Genomic DNA, 15,599 nt, shown 5'->3' on the forward strand with positions numbered 1-15,599 from the left:
GGCCTGTGTGGTGCGACACACGCTACCCGCACCCGGAGGGGTTCAGCCGAGCAGGATCACTTCGAGCTCGGTCCCCGGCGCCACCTCGGTGACCTCCTCCGGCACGACGATCAGGGAGTCGGCGTGGGCCAGCGCGGCGATCAGGTGGGAGCCCGATCCGCCGACCGGGGAGACGGTCCCGGACTCGGGGTCGTGGGCGCCGCGCAGGAACTGGCGGCGGCCGGCCGGGGAGCCGATCGGCTGCTCCGCCGAGAGCACGGCGCGGACGCTGGGCCGGGACACGTCGGGCAGGCCCATCAGGGCGCGGATGGCCGGCCGGACGAACAGCTCGAAGGAGACGTAGGAGGAGACCGGGTTGCCGGGCAGGGCCAGCAGCGGGGTGTGGTCGGGGCCGATGGAGCCGAAGCCCTGGGGCTTGCCGGGCTGCATGGCCAGCTTGCGGAAGTCGATCCCGGCGGGCGTGCCGGTGCCGGCCGGGTCGCCGTCCTCCTTGCCGACCGTGGAGAGCGCCTCCTTGACCACGTCGTAGGCGCCGACGCTGACCCCGCCGGTGGTGACCAGCAGGTCGGCCCGGATCAGCTGGTCCTCGATGGTGGCGCGCAGGGTGTCGGCGTCGTCGGCGACGGCGCCGACCCGGTAGGCGATGGCGCCAGCGTCCCGGGCGGCCGCGGCCAGCGCGAAGCTGTTGGAGTCGTAGATGGTGCCGGCCGGGAGGGCCTCGCCCGGCTGGACCAGCTCGCTGCCGGTGGACATCACCACCACCCGGGGACGCGGCCGGACCCGGACGGTGCCGCGGCCGATGGCGGCCAGCAGGGCGATCTGCGGCGGGCCGAGCACCGTGCCGGCGGCCAGCGCCAGGTCCCCGGCCTGGACGTCGCCGCCGCGGGCCCGGACATGGGCGCGGGCCTCGGCGGCCCGGTGCACCCGGACCTCGCCGGCCGCGCCCTCGGGGGCCACGGCGGCCGGGGACATTCCGGCGGCGGCCCCGCCGCCGGTGCCTCCGTCGGTCCACTCGACCGGGACCACGGCCTCGGCGCCGGGCGGCAGCGGGGCGCCGGTCATGATCCGGGCGGCCTGGCCGGGGCCGACGGTCGGCAGCTCGCCGCTGCCGGCCGCGACGTCCCCGATGACCGTGAGCACCGCGGGGAACTCCTCGCTCGCGCCTTGGACGTCGGCGACCCGGACGGCGTAACCGTCCATGGAGCTGTTGTCGAAGGGCGGCAGGGCGACGGGCACGGTGACGTCCTCGACCAGGACGCATCCCTGGGCGTCGAGCAGCTGGAGCTCGATCGGTTCCAGGGGGCGGACGGCCGCCAGGATGTCCGCCAGGTGCTCGTCCACCGACCACAGTCGCTGCTGCGGGCGGCCGGTGTCCTCGGGTGCGGTGCTGCTCAAGGCCTTACATCTCCTCCGTGACGTAACTGCGAAGCCAGGTGCGGAACTCCGGGCCGAGGTCCTCCCGCTCGCAGGCGAGGCGGACGATGGCGCGCAGGTAGTCGGCACGGTCTCCGGTGTCGTAGCGGCGGCCCCGGAAGACCACGCCGTGCACCGGGCCGCCCACGGTCTCGTCGGCGGCCAGCTTCTGCAGGGCGTCGGTGAGCTGGATCTCCCCACCGCGGCCCGGCTGGGTCTCCCGCAGTATGTCGAAGATCGCGGGGTTCAGGACATAGCGTCCGATGACCGCGTAGTTGCTCGGCGCGTCCGCCGTGTCGGGCTTCTCGACCAGGCCGGTGATGCGGACGATGTCCTCGTCCTCCTCGCCGGGGTCGGCCTCGACGGCGGCGCAGCCGTAGAGGTGCACGTTCTCCGGGGGGACCTCCATCAGGGCGATGACGGTGCCGCCGGTGCGGTGCTGGAGGTTGACCATGGTCTGGAGCAGCGGGTCGCGCGGGTCGATGAGGTCGTCGCCGAGCAGGACGGCGAAGGGCTCGTGGCCCACGTGCGGGGCGGCGCACAGCACGGCGTGGCCGAGGCCCCGGGGGTCGCCCTGCCGGACGTAGTGCAGGGTGGCCAGGTCGCTGGACTCCTGGACCTTCTTCAGCCGGTCGTCGTCGCCCTTGGCGACCAGGGCCGACTCCAGCTCGTAGTTGCGGTCGAAGTGGTCTTCCAGCGCGCGCTTGTTACGCCCCGTGATCATGAGGACGTCGTCCAGCCCGGCGGACACGGCTTCCTCGACCACGTACTGGATGGCCGGCTTGTCCACGACGGGGAGCATTTCCTTCGGAGTGGCCTTGGTCGCCGGGAGGAAGCGAGTGCCGAGGCCCGCGGCCGGGATGACGGCCTTTTTGATCACGGGGTGCAACTGAGTCATGGGCCGAACGATAGTCGGTGGAGGAGGAGCCGAGGCCGGATTCCTGGGAACACTTCCGCCTTTGCCCGCATATATGAAGGGATTTTGGAAGCACTGTGGTAGAGAACAAAGCCGGAGTTAATGATTCCGCAACCGAGAAGTCCCGGCTCCGGCGCGAACTGCTGGCGGCCCGCCGCGCGTTGTCGGCGGCCGAGGTGGACGCGGCGGCGGCCGCCCTGGCCCGGCGGGCGCTGGAGCTCCCGGAGCTGGCGGCGGCCGGCACGGTGGCCGCGTACGTCTCGGTGGGCACCGAACCGGGGACCCGGGAGCTGCTCGACGCGCTGCGGGCGGCCGGCAAGCGGGTGCTGCTGCCGGTGCTGCTGCCCGACGACGATCTGGACTGGGCCGGCTACGAGGGCCCCGGCTCACTGGCCGAGGCGGCCCGCCCGGGGAAGATGCGGCTGCTGGAGCCGGCCGGCCCGCGGCTCGGCCCGGAGGCGGTGACCGGGGCGGACGCGGTCCTGCTGCCCGGGCTCGCGGTGGACGGCCGGGGGATGCGGCTGGGACGCGGCGGCGGGAGCTACGACCGGGTGCTGGCCCGGCTGGAGCGGGCCTCGGCGGATCCGGCGCTGGTGGTGCTCCTCTACGACGGCGAGGTGGTCGCGCGGGTCCCGGAGGAACCGCACGACCACCCCGTGCGCGCGGTGGCCACCCCCTCGGGGGTGCGCCGGTTCAGCTCATGAGCCGCCGGCCGGCCTGAGGGTCAGCGTCTCCTCGGTGGCCTTGGCGACCGCCTCCGGGCCGAACGGCCAGTCCAGCAGTTCGCCCTTGGCCCACAGGTCGGCCTGGTCCGTGTAGTTCGGGTGGTAGGCGTGGCCCGAGGCCCCGGTGAGGTTGATCCAGCGGGACTTGTCGAGGTCGTTGAGGTTGACCACCATCCGCATGGACGGCACCCAGGTGACCTGGTAGCCGCCGGCCGCGTTCCAGCCGGTGGCGTTGACCGTGGCCTCGCCGCCGCCCAGGTTCCAGGGACCCCGGTTGAGCAGCCACTGGAGCGCGCCGGGGCCCTCGGTGCCGATGGTCTGGTTGCGCAGCATCAGCTGGTGCAGCCGGCCCCAGCTCCAGCTGGTGCGGTCCTTGCCCAGCTTGGCCGTCAGCTCCCACTGGGCGTCCTCCATGGCCCGGGCGAAGAGCTGGTCCCGGGTGGCGGTGGCCTTCTCGTTCCGGCTCGCGGGCGAGGTCCACCAGGAGGAGTCCTCGTCCTTGAGCAGCCGGCGGACCACCTCGAACCAGCGGTCGCCGCCGTCCGGCTGGGCCGAGTCCGCCGAGCGCTCGCCGCACTCGCGGACCTCCTCGGTGAGGTCGTCGTCGAGCCCGGTGGCGGCCTTGCGGATGTTCATGCAGCTGCCCTCGACCCGCAGCTCCTTGGGCATCTTGTCGCCGAAGGCCAGCTTGAGGATGTTCCGCCAGACCGCGTTGAAGTAGGCGGCCGCGGCGGAGTCGGGCTCCTGGGTGTAGTTCCAGCCCTCCAGGAGCTTCTGGGCGGCGCGGACGTCCGGGTCGGAGACGTGGATCCGGGACAGGATGGGCGTCAGCAGCGTGGCGATCTCGCTGCTGTTGTCCATCTGCATGGTCCGCATGTCGTCCGTGGAGACCTTGCCGCCGTCCTTGGTCTTCGCCTCGATGAGGTCGTTGATCCGCTGGCTGCGGGCGCCGTAACCCCAGTCGCTGGTCAGGGTGTACGGGTACCTGCCCTCGCCGGACCGGATCACGGCCTGGTTGGCGGTGACGATGAACCCGCGCTTGGGGTTGTAGTCCCAGGGCATCTCGTCCTGCGGGATCCAGCCGGCGGTGCCGCCCGGCTTGCCCTTCCAGGAGTACCTGGAGTCCCAGCCGGGGGCCGGCATCCGGCCGTCGCCGCTGGTGCGGACCGGGATCCGGCCCGGGGCCTGGTAGCCGATGTTGCCGGAGGCGCCCTTGCCGTCCGCGTAGATCAGGTTCTGCGAGGGCACCTCGAAGTCGCGGGCGGCGGCCCGGAAGTCCTTGAAGTCCTTGGCGCGGTTCAGTTTGAACACCGCGTCCATGGACTTGCCCGGGTCCAGGGCGGTCCAGCGCAGGGCCACCCCGTAGCCGTTGCCCCGGTCGGGGGCGGAGCTGGCGACGGGGGCGCGGGCGCCCACGGTGCCGAGCTCGTCGCTGCGGTCGGACACCAGGGGCCCGTTGTTGGTGGTGCGGACGGTGATGGTCTTGCTCTCGCCGCCGGCCACCTTGATGACCTCTTCGCGGGTGGCGAAGGGGAGCACCTTGCCGTCGTAGACGTAGCCCTCGGGGCGCAGCTGCTCCAGGTAGAGGTCGGTGACGTCGGCGCCCAGGTTGGTCATGCCCCAGGAGATGTCCTGGTTGTGGCCGATGATCACACCGGGGGTGCCGGCGAAGGTGTAGCCGGCCACCTGGTACTTGCAGTCCGGGGAGGTCTTCCGGCAGTGCAGGCCCATCTGGTACCAGACCGAGGGCAGCTGCGGGGCCAGGTGCGGGTCGTTGGCCAGCAGCGGCTTGCCGGTGGTGGTGTGCCGTCCGGCGACCACCCAGGAGTTCGATCCGATGCCGCTGCCGTTGGGGCCGAGCAGGGCGGGGATCTGGTCCATGCTGCGGGACAGCGCGGTCAGCTGGCTGCGCAGACCCTCGGTGGAGCCGGCCGGGGAGGTGGTGCCGGAGCCCGGGTCGCTGCCGGAGCCGGAGTCCGGGCCGCTGCCCGAGCCGGAGCCGTTGCCGGAGCCCTTGGCCGAGGCGCCCTGCGGGACGTACTCCTTCTCGTCCTCGTCGACCTTGCCGCCCTCGACGATCGGACGGTTCCGGTCGAAGGGGTAGGGCGGGTAGAGCTGGTCGATCTGCTCCTTGGAGAAGGTGCCGGACATCAGCGCCCGGTCGATCTCCTCCGTCATGTTGCCGCGCAGGTCCCAGGCCATGGCCTTGAGCCAGGCCACCGAGTCCACCGGGTCCCAGCGCTCGGGGGTGTAGTCGTCGCTCAGCTTGAGGGCCGCGTGCTCCACCGAGAGGTCCTTGCCGGACTTCCCGTCGAGGTAGGCGTTGACCCCGTCGGCGTAGGCCTGGAGGTTCCGCTTGGTCTCGGGTGAGAGCTTGGTGTCGAACTCGGTCTGCGCGACCTTCCGCCAGCCCAGGGTCCGCAGGAAGGCGTCGGTCTCGACCTGGCCGCTGCCGAACATCTCCGAGAGACGGCCGGAGGTCATGTGGCGTCGGACGTCCATCTCCCAGAAGCGGTCCTGCGCGTGCGTGAAGCCCTGCGCGCGGAACAGGTCCTGGTCGTTGTCCGCGTAGAGCTGGGGGATCCCGTGGGCGTCGCGCTTCACCTCGACGGTCCCGGTCAGGCCGGGGACCTCCAGGGAGCCGGTCGTCTGCGGGAAGGATGCGCGCACACTGTCCACGCTCCAGTACGCCCCGTAACCGAGGCCCGCGACGAGCGCCAGCACCAGGATGAGCACGATCAGACGGGCGCGTCGCCCCTTCTTCTTGGGGGCGGGGGCGGATTCGTTGGCGGGCATCGCTGTCCTTCGAGGGGCAGGGTGGTCCTGAGTGCTGGGAGCAACCATAGGCGCAGCACCGCGCCCATTCGGACGCGGTGTCAGGGACTGCGTCGAACTGGCGTTTCACAATGTGACTATCGCGTCAAGAAAGCGTCAAAGATTAGGTAAGGTAACGAAGTACCTGCCGCCGGAGGATCGATCCGGCAGGCACGCGCGAGAAAGGGCCGCCCCCTGACTGTCCACCAGCTCAACGAGCTCCTGCTGGTCTGTTCGCTCGTGCTGCTCATCGCCGTGGCGGCGGTGCGCGTCTCCTCCCGCAGCGGCCTGCCCAGCCTGCTGATCTATCTCGGCATAGGCATCGCGATAGGTCAGGACGGCATCGGCAACGTCGTCTTCGACAATGCGGAACTGACCCAGGTCATCGGCTACGCGGCCCTGGTCGTGATCCTCGCCGAGGGCGGTCTGGGCACGAAGTGGAAAGAGATCAGGCCGGCCCTGCCCGCCGCGATCGTGCTGTCCCTGCTGGGCGTCGCGATCAGCGTGGGCGTGACGGCGGCGGGCGCCCACTACCTGGTCGGGCTGGACTGGCGGCAGGCCCTGCTGATCGGCGCGGTGGTCTCCTCGACCGACGCGGCGGCGGTGTTCTCGGTGCTCCGGAAGGTGCCGCTGCCCTCCCGGGTCACCGGTGTGCTGGAGGCCGAGTCGGGGTTCAACGACGCCCCGGTGGTCATCCTGGTGGTGGCCTTCGCCACCGTCGGCCCGATCGACGACTGGTACCTGCTGATCGGGAAGATCGCCCTGGAGCTGGCGATCGGCACCGCGGTCGGCCTCGCGGTCGGCTTCCTCGGCGCGTACGGACTGCGGCACGTGGCCCTGCCCGCCTCCGGCCTCTATCCGATCGCCGTGATGGCCATCGCGGTGTCGGCGTACGCGGCGGGCGCGATGGCGCACGGCTCCGGCTTCCTCGCGGTCTACCTGGCGGCGATGGTGCTGGGGAACGCCAAGCTGCCGCACTGGCCGGCCACCCGGGGGTTCGCCGACGGGCTCGGCTGGATCGCCCAGATCGGCATGTTCGTGCTGCTCGGCCTGCTGGTCACCCCGCACGAGCTGGGCAACGACATCTGGCCCGCGGTGGTCATCGGACTGGTGCTGACCATGGTGGCCCGGCCGCTGGAGGTCTTCGTCAGCCTGCTGCCCTTCCGGCTGCCCTGGCAGGAGAAGGCCCTGATGTCCTGGGCCGGACTGCGCGGCGCGGTCCCCATCATCCTGGCCACCATCCCGATGGTGTCCGGGATCGAGGGCAGCGAGCGGGTCTTCAACATCGTCTTCGTGCTGGTCGTCGTCTACACCCTGGTGCAGGGGCCGACCCTGCCCTGGCTGGCCCGGAAGCTGAACCTCCGGGACTCCGACGAGGCCGCCGCCGACCTGGGCATCGAATCCGCCCCGCTGGAGCGGCTGCGCGGCCATCTGCTGTCCTTCTCCATCCCCGGGGCCTCGCGGATGCACGGGGTGGAGGTCGGCGAGCTGCGGCTGCCGGCCGGCGCGGCCGTGACCCTGGTCGTCCGGGACGCCAAGAGCTTCGTACCGGCCCCCTCCACCGTGCTGCGGCGCGGGGACGAACTGCTGGTGGTGGCCACCGACCCGGTGCGGGACGCGGCCGAGGCGCGGCTGCGGGCGGTGGCCCGCGGGGGCAAGCTGGCGGGCTGGCTGGGCACCGGCGGCTCACTGCACTGAGCCGCCCCTGGTGGACCATCCGACGATCACACGATCCTCCGGGGGCCTCCCCGGAGGATCATCTGACGGATTCCACTCATACTTCCCCAGGAAATCCGATCGTTTCGCGACCGTTTCCATGGCGTGAAACAGTGAAGTGCGGGTTAATCGCAGGTTAAGGCACGTCTTGCCAGCGTAATCACAGGGCGTCCCGAGCGCTTTGCCTGTATGATGAAGGAACACAGACGAACCAACTCTGCCTGACGCAGAGCTGGCGCGACCGCTCGGCGGCCGTGGCACCCTCGCAGTGGGCGCCCCAGGTATCACTCGGTCCTGCGCAAGAGGACAGCTCTCGGAGCTCCCAACGTACGGGTGCGGCCGCCCACGAGGCACACGCACCGTCCGCAGACGGGGACGCTCTACCAGGCGGTAGAAAGGCAAGGACCGTGGCATCCGCGGTCACCACCGACAAGTCCGAGAACTCCTCGACTGCCTCCCGCCCCGGCTACGGCGCACTGCTGCGCACCCCCGGCGCCCTGAGCTTCCTGCTCCCCGGCTTCGCCGCACGCCTGCCGTTCGGCATGCTGACCATCAGCATCCTGCTGCTCGTCCAGCACACCACCGGGTCCTACGCCAACGCGGGCGTCATCGCCGCCGTCACCGGCGTCTCGATGGCCCTCTTCGCCCCCGTGATAGGCAAGCTCACCGACCGCCACGGCCAGGGCGCCGTCCTGGTCCCGGTCGTCCTCACCCACACCACCGCCGTGAGCGCGCTGACCGCGCTCGCGCTGCTCGGTGCCCCGCTCTGGGCCCTCGCACTGGCCGCCGTCCCGGCCGGTGCGAGCGTCCCGCAGGTCGGCCCCATGGTCCGGGCCCGCTGGGCGGCCCGACTGGAGGGCTCCCCGCTGCTGCCGACGGCCGCCGCCTTCGAGTCCGTCACCGACGAGTTCACCTTCGTGGTGGGCCCGGTGCTGGCGACCGCCCTGTGCACCGGGATCCACCCGGCCGCCGGTCTGATCGCCGAGGCCGGACTGAGCCTGCTCGGCGGCCTGCTCTTCGCCGCGCAGCGCGCCACCCAGCCCAAGGCCCACGGCCTGACCGCCGGCACCGAGAAGCACGCCTCCGCGCTGTCCTTCCCGGGCCTGCGGGTCCTGATCGTCGCCTTCATCGGCATCGGCGCCGTCTTCGGCGGCATGCAGGTCTCCCTGGCCGCCTTCTCCAACGAGATCGGCAACCCGGGCGCCAACGGCCTCCTCTACGGGGTCTTCGCGGCCGGCAACATGATCGCGGGCATCGCCTGCGGCGCCATCGCCTGGAAGATCGGCCCGCGCCGCCGGCTGCTGCTCGGCTACATCGGCCTCACCGCCGCCGCGTCCGTCCTGTGGGCCGCGGACTCCGCGATCCTGCTCGGCGCCATCGGCCTGGTCGTCGGCCTGTGCATCGCCCCGGCCCTGATCACCGGCTACACCATGGTCGAGAGCCTGGTCCCGGCCGCGTCCCGGACCGAGGCCTTCACCTGGCTGACCGGCGCGGTCGCCTTCGGCCAGGCCGGAGCCGTCACCCTGGCCGGCCGGCTGACCGACGCGCACGGATCCGCCTTCGGGTTCCTGGTGCCGCTGGGCGCCACCGCGCTGGCCCTGGTCACCCTGCTGGCCCTGCGCTCCAAGCTGGCGCCCAAGGCACCCAGCCGGATCGTGACCACCTCGGCCAAGCCCGCGGCGAAGACCGCCCCGCAGCCCACCGCGAAGGCCGCCGGCACCGTCGCCGTGAAGCCTGCCGCGCGGGTGAACGAGCGTGGTCTGGGTCACCGCGTGCCGGTGACGGTGGACTGATCCGCCGGAATACGTCACCATGGAGCGTCGTTAGCACTCATTGAGTCAGAGTGCCAGGAGGAAGATTTCGTGCCGACCTACCAGTACCAGTGCACCGAGTGCGGCGAGGGCCTTGAGGCCGTGCAGAAGTTCACGGACGACGCCCTGACCGAGTGCCCGAGCTGCAAGGGACGCCTGAAGAAGGTGTTCTCCGCGGTCGGCATCGTCTTCAAGGGTTCCGGTTTCTACCGGAACGACAGCCGAGGCGCCTCGTCGAGCAGCTCCCCGGCGTCCACCGGCGCCGCGAAGCCCGCCGCGTCCACGGCTCCGGCGGCGTCCGCGCCGGCCGCCCCGGCGTCCGCGCCGAGCACCCCGGCGGCCTGACCCCGGGCTGCCCGCCCCAGGCTCCACACGCTCCACAACGCTTCGTGCTTTCGTGCCGGAAGCCCCCCGCCCCCTGCGGCGGGGGGCTTCCGCACGTCAGGACTAGTGTGGGGCCCATGGTGAACGCAGAGATCGGCGTAATCGGCGGCTCGGGCTTCTACTCCTTCCTGGAGGACGTCTCCGAGATCCGGGTGGACACCCCCTACGGGGCCCCCAGCGACTCCCTCTACCTCGGCGAGCTGGCCGGGCGGCAGGTCGCCTTCCTCCCCCGCCACGGCCGCGGCCACCACCTCCCGCCGCACCGGATCAACTACCGGGCCAACCTCTGGGCGCTGCGTTCGGTGGGCGTCCGGCAGGTGCTGGGGCCCTGCGCGGTGGGCGGACTGCGCGGCGAGTACGGTCCGGGCACCCTGCTGGTCCCCGACCAGCTCGTGGACCGGACGAAGGCCCGGGCCCAGACCTACTTCGACGGGCACCCGCTGCCCGACGGCAGCATCCCCAACGTGGTGCACACGACCTTCGCCGACCCCTACTGCCCGGCCGGCCGGGCGGTGGCGCTGGCGGCGGCCCGCGGACGGTCCTGGGAGCCGGTGGACGGCGGCACCATGGTCGTCATCGAGGGCCCCCGGTTCTCCACCCGGGCGGAGTCCCGGTGGCACGCCGCCATGGGCTGGTCGGTGGTCGGCATGACCGGGCACCCGGAGGCCGTGCTCGCCCGCGAGCTGGGGCTCTGCTACACCTCGATGGCGCTGGTCACGGACCTGGACGCGGGGGCCGAGACCGGCGAGGGAGTCTCCCACACCGAGGTCCTCAAGGTGTTCGGGGAGAACGTCGGCCGGCTGCGCGAGGTGCTCTTCGACGCGGTGGCCGGGCTGCCGGCGACCGCCGACCGGGACTGCCTGTGCACGCACGCCCACGACGGCTGGGACCTCGGGATCGAGCTGCCGTAGCCCGGCGGGCGGGACGGGCCTCGGGCGGGCCCGGGCGGGGACGAGCGGGCCCGGGCGGGGACGAGCGGGCTCAGGTCAGGACCAGGTGAACCACGTCGACCTTCCCGCCGCGGGTGCGGGCGTCCTCCTGGACCGTGCGGACGGTGACGGCGGGATCGGACCGGATCCGGGCCCGGTGCCGGTCGGAGGCTAACTCCTGGGAGTGACAGGGCTGTCCACAGGCGCGAGGGCTGTCCACAGGGCTGAGCGGGGCGGGCGGGGACGGCGGATCGTATGGGGGGTCCGGGCAGTCGGCCCGGTGTCCGCTTCCTCATGACGGGTGGTGTTCGGCATGTCCGACCTCTCCAACGGCCTCTCCACTGACCTCTCTGCCGGCCTCTCTGCGTCCTCCTCTTCCATGTGTCCGCCGCCGCGTGCCGTGCCCGATTTCGCCCCGCTGCGGGTGCGGCGGGGCGCCGGGCGGCTCCGGCGGGCCGTGCGGCGGCGACGGCGGGTGGCGGGAGCCGGGCTCGCCATGGCCGCCGTGGCGGCGCTGGCGCTGAGCGGTGGGGCCGAGGCCCGGCCGGCCCGTGCCGAGCCGCCGGAGCGGCCGGCGGGGTCGGCGGGGCCGCGGGCGGAACCGGTGCGGACGGTGTCGGCGCCGGTGCGGATCGCGGACGGGGAGACGGTCCGGCTGCTGCGGCCCGGAGACCGGGTGGACGTGGTGGCGGCGGACCGGGGCGGGCCGGTGCGGGTGCTGGCGGCGGGGGCCCGGGTTGCCGAAGTGCCCTTGACGGACAAGGGTGTCGGGGACGGCGGGGCGCTGGTGGTGTTGTCGGTGCCGAGGGAGACCGCGCGGGAACTCGTGGGAGCGGGGACCACGGCGCGGCTGGCGGTGACGCTGTGCTGAATCGCACAGGCGAGCAGTCAAGTCCCCCGGCGGTGAGCCTCGATTGGACACGCCATGCCTGGACTGCCGTAGTTTTCGGAACCGTTGGCTCCGCGTCCTGTTCGAACGACGAAAGGCTCAGTGGTGAGCGAGAAGAAGGAGAGCGTGCTGGCAGGCTTCAAGGCCTTCCTGATGCGCGGCAACGTGGTCGACCTGGCGATCGCCGTGGTCATCGGTGCCGCGTTCACGAACATCGTGAACTCCCTGGTGAAGGGGATCATCGGCCCGCTGGTCGGCGCGATCGGCACCAAGAACCTGGACGGCTACACCTCCTGCCTCAAGGGCCCCTGCTCGGTCGACCCGAAGACCGGGGACCCGGTCGGAGTGAACCTGCTCTGGGGCTCGGTGCTCAACGCCGCTCTCACCTTCGTGATCACCGCGGCGGTGGTGTACTTCCTGATGGTGCTGCCGATGGCGAAGTACCTCGCGAAGGTGGAGGCCCGCCGGAAGGCGAAGGAGGGCGTCCAGGAGATCGTGGAGATCACCGAGCTGGAGGTGCTGAAGGAGATCCGGGACAACCTGGTCGCCCAGCGCACCGGCGGCAGCGGCACCGGCGGCTCCGCCTCCGGCACCGGGGGTGCCGGCCCGCTGCGCGGCGACGGATCGGTCTGACCGGTCCGGTTCAGAGGTGGTGCGGCGGCTTCTCGTCGAGGAAGCGGGCCAGGTCGGCGGCGCTGCCGGAGGAGGTGGGGCGCTCGCCCCAGCCCCCGTCGGTGTCGTCCGCCGAGGGCCGGTCCAGGGGGTCGTCGAAGACCAGGGCCGGCTTCGGCCGGGCTGCGGGGGCGGCCTGGGGCGTGGTCTGGGTCCCGGGCTCGGAGCCGGGGGCGGGGGCGGTGCTCATGCATCCAGGGTACGGCCGCCCCCGCGGCCCGGGCTCAGCTGGGAGCCTCGGCGCCCTTGCGGGCGTAGAACCACCAGCAGACCACCAGGCAGGTGGCGTAGAAGCCGATGAACATCCACAGTGCGGTGGTCACGGCCAGGTTCGCGAACATCGCGGGGATGAAGAAGAAGCCGTAGGCGGCGATGGCGGAGGAGAATCCGGTGACGGCGCCGGCCTCCATCTCCGACTGCTTCAGGGCCGCGGCCTGTACTTCGGGGCCCTGGCCTGCGGCCGCCTTCGTGTGCTGGTCCCGGAAGATGACCGGGATCTGCCGGAAGGTGGAGCCGTTGCCGAGGCCGGAGAAGAAGAAGGCGGCCAGGAAGCCGATGAAGAAGGTCCAGAAGCTGCCCTGGTCCCCCGCGCTCGGCAGGGCGTAGATCACCACCACCAGCGAGGCCGCCATGCCGACGAAGGAGAGCATGGTGACCCTGGCTCCGCCGATCCTGTCGGAGAGCCAGCCGCCGGCCCAGCGCATCAGCGCGCCGATGAAGGGGCCGATCCAGGCGTAGGTGGTGGCCTGGTAGCCCTGGGACTCGAAGTTGTTCTTGATCAGCAGGGGCAGGCCGGCGGCGAATCCGATGAAGGAGCCGAAGGTTCCGACGTAGAGCCAGGTCATCAGCCAGTTGTGCTTGCGCTTGAAGATGATCTTCTGCTGGCTGAAGGGGGCGGCGGCCACCTTGAGGTCGTTCATCAGGAACCAGGCCAGCAGGGCCATGATGACCAGCAGCGGCACCCACAGGAAGGCGCCGTTCTGCAGCCAGATGTCGGTGTCGTTCTTGGTGTCGCGCTGCGGTCCGCCGGCCGGGGCGCCGAGGATGGCGGCGGTGACCACCAGCGGGGCGACCAGCTGGACCACGCTCACGCCGAGGTTGCCGAGTCCGCCGTTGAGGCCGTTGGCGCTGCCCTTCTCCCGCTTGGGGAAGAAGAAGCCGATGTTGGCCATGGAGGAGGCGAAGTTGGCGCCGCCGATCCCGCAGACGGCCGCGATCAGGGCCAGTTCCCAGTAGGGGGTGCCGTTGTCCTGGAGGGCGAAGCCGAGCCACAGCATCGGGATCACCAGGATCAGCGTCGAGAAGGCGGTGAACTTCCGCTCGCCGAAGATCGGGCCGATGAAGGTGTAGAGGATCCGGAAGGTGCCGCCGGTGATTCCGGGGATGGCGGTCAGCCAGAACAGCTGCGAGGCGGTGAATCCGAAGCCGACGTCGTTGAGCCGGACCACGGTGACCGACCAGACCTGCCACACCACGAACCCGAGCATCAGCGCGGGGATAGAGACCCACAGGTTGCGCTGGGCGACCCGGTGGCCGGTGGACTGCCAGAAGCCGTCGTCCTCGGGGCGCCAGTCCCCGATGGTGGCGCCCGGGCGGTAGGTCTCCGCCCGGTGGGATCGCCGCGCGGGCGGTGTGGGGGTGGGTATGGACATGGTCATCGGTCCTTCGGGTCGAGGCGCCACAGTCCGAGCACGACCAGGAAGGACAGGATCATGAATCCCGCCCCCCACCAGGCCGTGCCGGTATTGCCCTTCATCCACTCGTTGACGAGCACGGTCAGGCCCCAGAGCTGTCCGATCACCACGGTCAGGGCCAGGGCGATGCGGGCGTTGAGGCGGGCCGAGCGCTCGGGTTCCTGTTCGGAGCCGGCGCCCGGGCCGGGGCCGGTGTGCCGGACCCGCGGGTCTCCGTAGCCGCTGGTGGGGCGGAGCTGCGGGTAGCGCTCCCGGACCGGCCGGTTGAGCCGGGGCTGGGCGCTGCCGGGCCGGTACTCCGGCCGGGGCGGCAGTTCCCGCGCGGGGCGCCCGGAGGGTTCGGGGGGCTCGGGAGGCAGGGGGGTGTCGCTCATCAGGTCCGCCTGGTCTCGGTGGTGCGGTCCGCTCCGGGGCAGCCCAGTCGCTGGGCCACTTCGGGCCGGGATCCGCCGAACTGCCGGCACAGGGCGTCCTTGGCCGGCTCTCCGGACCGGGCTGTGGCGATGGCCCAGACGCTGCCGTCCACCTGCTCGGTCAGGAAGATCCTGGGGAGCGGCCGGGGCGGCGGTCCGGCCGTCACCTCGCCGCTGCGGGCGTCGAAGACGCCCTCGTGGCAGGGGCAGTAGAGCTCGCCGTCGGGTCCCCGGTCCTCGCGCCAGAGGACTCCGCAGGCGAGGTGGGTGCAGACGGCGGAGTAGCCGACCAGGGTGCCGTCGGAGAGCCGGACGGCCAGCGCCCGGTCCTCGTCCCCGGGGTAGCGGAAGGCCACGGACTGGCCGGGGGCCAGTTGGTCGGCGACCTTGCGGGGTTCGGGGGCTTCCTCGCTGTCGCCGTGCCGGTGCAGCATGCCGGCGGCCACGCCGATCCCGCCGACGGCCAGGCCGCCGGAGACGGTGGCGACGATCCGCAGGTAGTCGCGGCGGGTGGTGAGGGAGTCGGCGCTGATCCGGTCGTGGAGCTGTTCCTGTGCCAGATCGGTTCCGGTCTCGGAGCCGGGTCCGCTGCCGGAGCCGGGGCCGGGCTGTTCGGTGACGCTCATCGGACATCGACTCCGTTCACCTCGACGACCGGCAGGCCGCCGGGCACCGGCCACTGGACCTTGTCGGCGGGGACGACCATGGCGACACCGGTGCTGACCATCACGTCGCCGAAGGCGAAGGAGTCGGCGACCTGGACGCCGGGGCGTTCGGCCTGGAGCTCTTCGAGGGTTCCGTAGAAGAGGGCTCCGGTGGGGCAGACGGTGGCGCACATGGGGGCCAGTCCGTAGGCGGTGCGGTCGTAGCAGAGGTTGCACTTCATCTGGAGCTTGGCCTGGAGGTCGATCTTCGGGACTCCGAAGGGGCAGGCGTTGACGCAGTTGGCGCAGCCGATGCAGCGGGTGGTGTCGGCCTGCTGCACCACTCCGTCGGCGGTGATCAGGATGGCGTCGGCGGGGCAGACCTCGGCGCAGGGGGCGACCGGGTCCTCGCAGTGCATGCAGACGGTGGGGAGGGAGGCGACGGACTGGCCGGGTTCGGTGTAGTCCAGGTGGATCATCGATTTGCCGCGGTGCGAATCGCATTCGCGGCAGGCCGAGACACAGGCCTGGCAGCCGATGCAGCGGCCCGGGTCGATGAAGATCGTGCGGCCCATCATG

The 15,599-nt window shown here is 71.8% G+C and carries 16 protein-coding genes; 7 read left to right on the forward strand and 9 right to left on the reverse strand.

The genetic code is table 11. The features are described from left to right. Positions 1 to 42: 42 nt before the first annotated feature. Together glp and galU are read right to left on the reverse strand one after the other, a co-directional pair. On the reverse strand, positions 43 to 1,395 hold the full coding sequence (glp, locus tag ACZ50K_RS13075; RefSeq protein WP_468901564.1) for a molybdotransferase-like divisome protein Glp: 1,353 nt from the start codon (positions 1,393 to 1,395) through the stop codon (positions 43 to 45). 4 nt (positions 1,396 to 1,399) lie between these two features. Further along, positions 1,400 to 2,311, reverse strand: a complete 912-nt coding sequence (gene galU / locus ACZ50K_RS13080; RefSeq protein ID WP_468901566.1) for a UTP--glucose-1-phosphate uridylyltransferase GalU — start codon at positions 2,309 to 2,311, stop codon at positions 1,400 to 1,402. A 95-nt stretch (positions 2,312 to 2,406) separates the two neighbouring features. Between galU and ACZ50K_RS13085 the strand changes: the two genes are divergently transcribed. Beyond that, the gene (locus ACZ50K_RS13085) at positions 2,407 to 3,033 is read left to right on the forward strand and encodes a 5-formyltetrahydrofolate cyclo-ligase (protein ID WP_468901568.1); all 627 of its coding nucleotides are present in this window, start codon (positions 2,407 to 2,409) and stop codon (positions 3,031 to 3,033) included. Here ACZ50K_RS13085 and ACZ50K_RS13090 read toward each other — a convergent pair. Beyond that, a complete protein-coding gene (locus ACZ50K_RS13090; protein WP_468901570.1) occupies positions 3,028 to 5,850 on the reverse strand; it encodes a penicillin acylase family protein in 2,823 nt (940 codons plus the stop codon). The genes ACZ50K_RS13085 and ACZ50K_RS13090 overlap by 6 nt on opposite strands. A 180-nt stretch (positions 5,851 to 6,030) precedes the next feature. On the opposite strand from ACZ50K_RS13090, the gene ACZ50K_RS13095 reads away from it, so the two are divergent. The 4 genes from ACZ50K_RS13095 (at position 6,031) to ACZ50K_RS13110 (ending at position 10,690) form a co-directional block, all read left to right on the forward strand. Further along, positions 6,031 to 7,566, forward strand: a complete 1,536-nt coding sequence (locus tag ACZ50K_RS13095; protein WP_468902407.1) for a potassium/proton antiporter — start codon at positions 6,031 to 6,033, stop codon at positions 7,564 to 7,566. A 425-nt stretch (positions 7,567 to 7,991) separates the two neighbouring features. Further along, the gene (locus ACZ50K_RS13100; RefSeq protein WP_468901573.1) at positions 7,992 to 9,377 is read left to right on the forward strand and encodes an MFS transporter; all 1,386 of its coding nucleotides are present in this window, start codon (positions 7,992 to 7,994) and stop codon (positions 9,375 to 9,377) included. Positions 9,378 to 9,446: 69 nt separating this feature from the next. Continuing rightward, positions 9,447 to 9,740, forward strand: coding sequence for an FmdB family zinc ribbon protein (locus ACZ50K_RS13105; protein WP_468901575.1), 294 nt, complete (start codon positions 9,447 to 9,449; stop codon positions 9,738 to 9,740). 116 nt (positions 9,741 to 9,856) lie between these two features. Then, the gene (locus tag ACZ50K_RS13110) at positions 9,857 to 10,690 is read left to right on the forward strand and encodes an S-methyl-5'-thioadenosine phosphorylase (protein ID WP_468901578.1); all 834 of its coding nucleotides are present in this window, start codon (positions 9,857 to 9,859) and stop codon (positions 10,688 to 10,690) included. A 70-nt stretch (positions 10,691 to 10,760) separates the two neighbouring features. Here the strand turns inward: ACZ50K_RS13110 and ACZ50K_RS13115 are convergent, their stop codons facing one another. Further along, positions 10,761 to 10,928 carry a hypothetical protein gene (locus ACZ50K_RS13115; protein ID WP_468901581.1) on the reverse strand — a complete coding sequence of 56 codons (168 nt, stop codon included), beginning with the start codon at positions 10,926 to 10,928 and terminating at the stop codon, positions 10,761 to 10,763. Positions 10,929 to 11,108: 180 nt separating this feature from the next. Between ACZ50K_RS13115 and ACZ50K_RS13120 the strand changes: the two genes are divergently transcribed. After that, positions 11,109 to 11,579, forward strand: coding sequence for a hypothetical protein (locus ACZ50K_RS13120; protein ID WP_468901583.1), 471 nt, complete (start codon positions 11,109 to 11,111; stop codon positions 11,577 to 11,579). Positions 11,580 to 11,702: 123 nt separating this feature from the next. Further along, a complete protein-coding gene (mscL, locus tag ACZ50K_RS13125; protein WP_468901586.1) occupies positions 11,703 to 12,230 on the forward strand; it encodes a large conductance mechanosensitive channel protein MscL in 528 nt (175 codons plus the stop codon). A 10-nt stretch (positions 12,231 to 12,240) separates the two neighbouring features. Here mscL and ACZ50K_RS13130 read toward each other — a convergent pair whose 3' ends face one another. From ACZ50K_RS13130 to ACZ50K_RS13150, 5 genes are read right to left on the reverse strand one after another with little or no spacing between them, the layout of a single operon-like run. Then, complete coding sequence (locus ACZ50K_RS13130) at positions 12,241 to 12,459, reverse strand: hypothetical protein (protein ID WP_468901589.1); 219 nt, start codon at positions 12,457 to 12,459, stop codon at positions 12,241 to 12,243. Between the two features lie 34 nt (positions 12,460 to 12,493). Next, positions 12,494 to 13,921, reverse strand: coding sequence for a NarK family nitrate/nitrite MFS transporter (locus tag ACZ50K_RS13135; protein ID WP_468901592.1), 1,428 nt, complete (start codon positions 13,919 to 13,921; stop codon positions 12,494 to 12,496). Between the two features lie 2 nt (positions 13,922 to 13,923). Beyond that, positions 13,924 to 14,337 carry a hypothetical protein gene (locus tag ACZ50K_RS13140; RefSeq protein WP_468901594.1) on the reverse strand — a complete coding sequence of 138 codons (414 nt, stop codon included), beginning with the start codon at positions 14,335 to 14,337 and terminating at the stop codon, positions 13,924 to 13,926. After that, complete coding sequence (locus ACZ50K_RS13145; protein ID WP_468901597.1) at positions 14,337 to 15,002, reverse strand: QcrA and Rieske domain-containing protein; 666 nt, start codon at positions 15,000 to 15,002, stop codon at positions 14,337 to 14,339. Before ACZ50K_RS13145 ends, ACZ50K_RS13140 begins: the two co-directional genes overlap by 1 nt. Then, the gene (locus tag ACZ50K_RS13150; protein WP_468901600.1) at positions 14,999 to 15,598 is read right to left on the reverse strand and encodes a 4Fe-4S dicluster domain-containing protein; all 600 of its coding nucleotides are present in this window, start codon (positions 15,596 to 15,598) and stop codon (positions 14,999 to 15,001) included. Before ACZ50K_RS13150 ends, ACZ50K_RS13145 begins: the two co-directional genes overlap by 4 nt. Position 15,599: the final 1 nt, after the last annotated feature.

This window comes from Streptomyces sp. NPDC033845 (assembly GCF_055576225.1).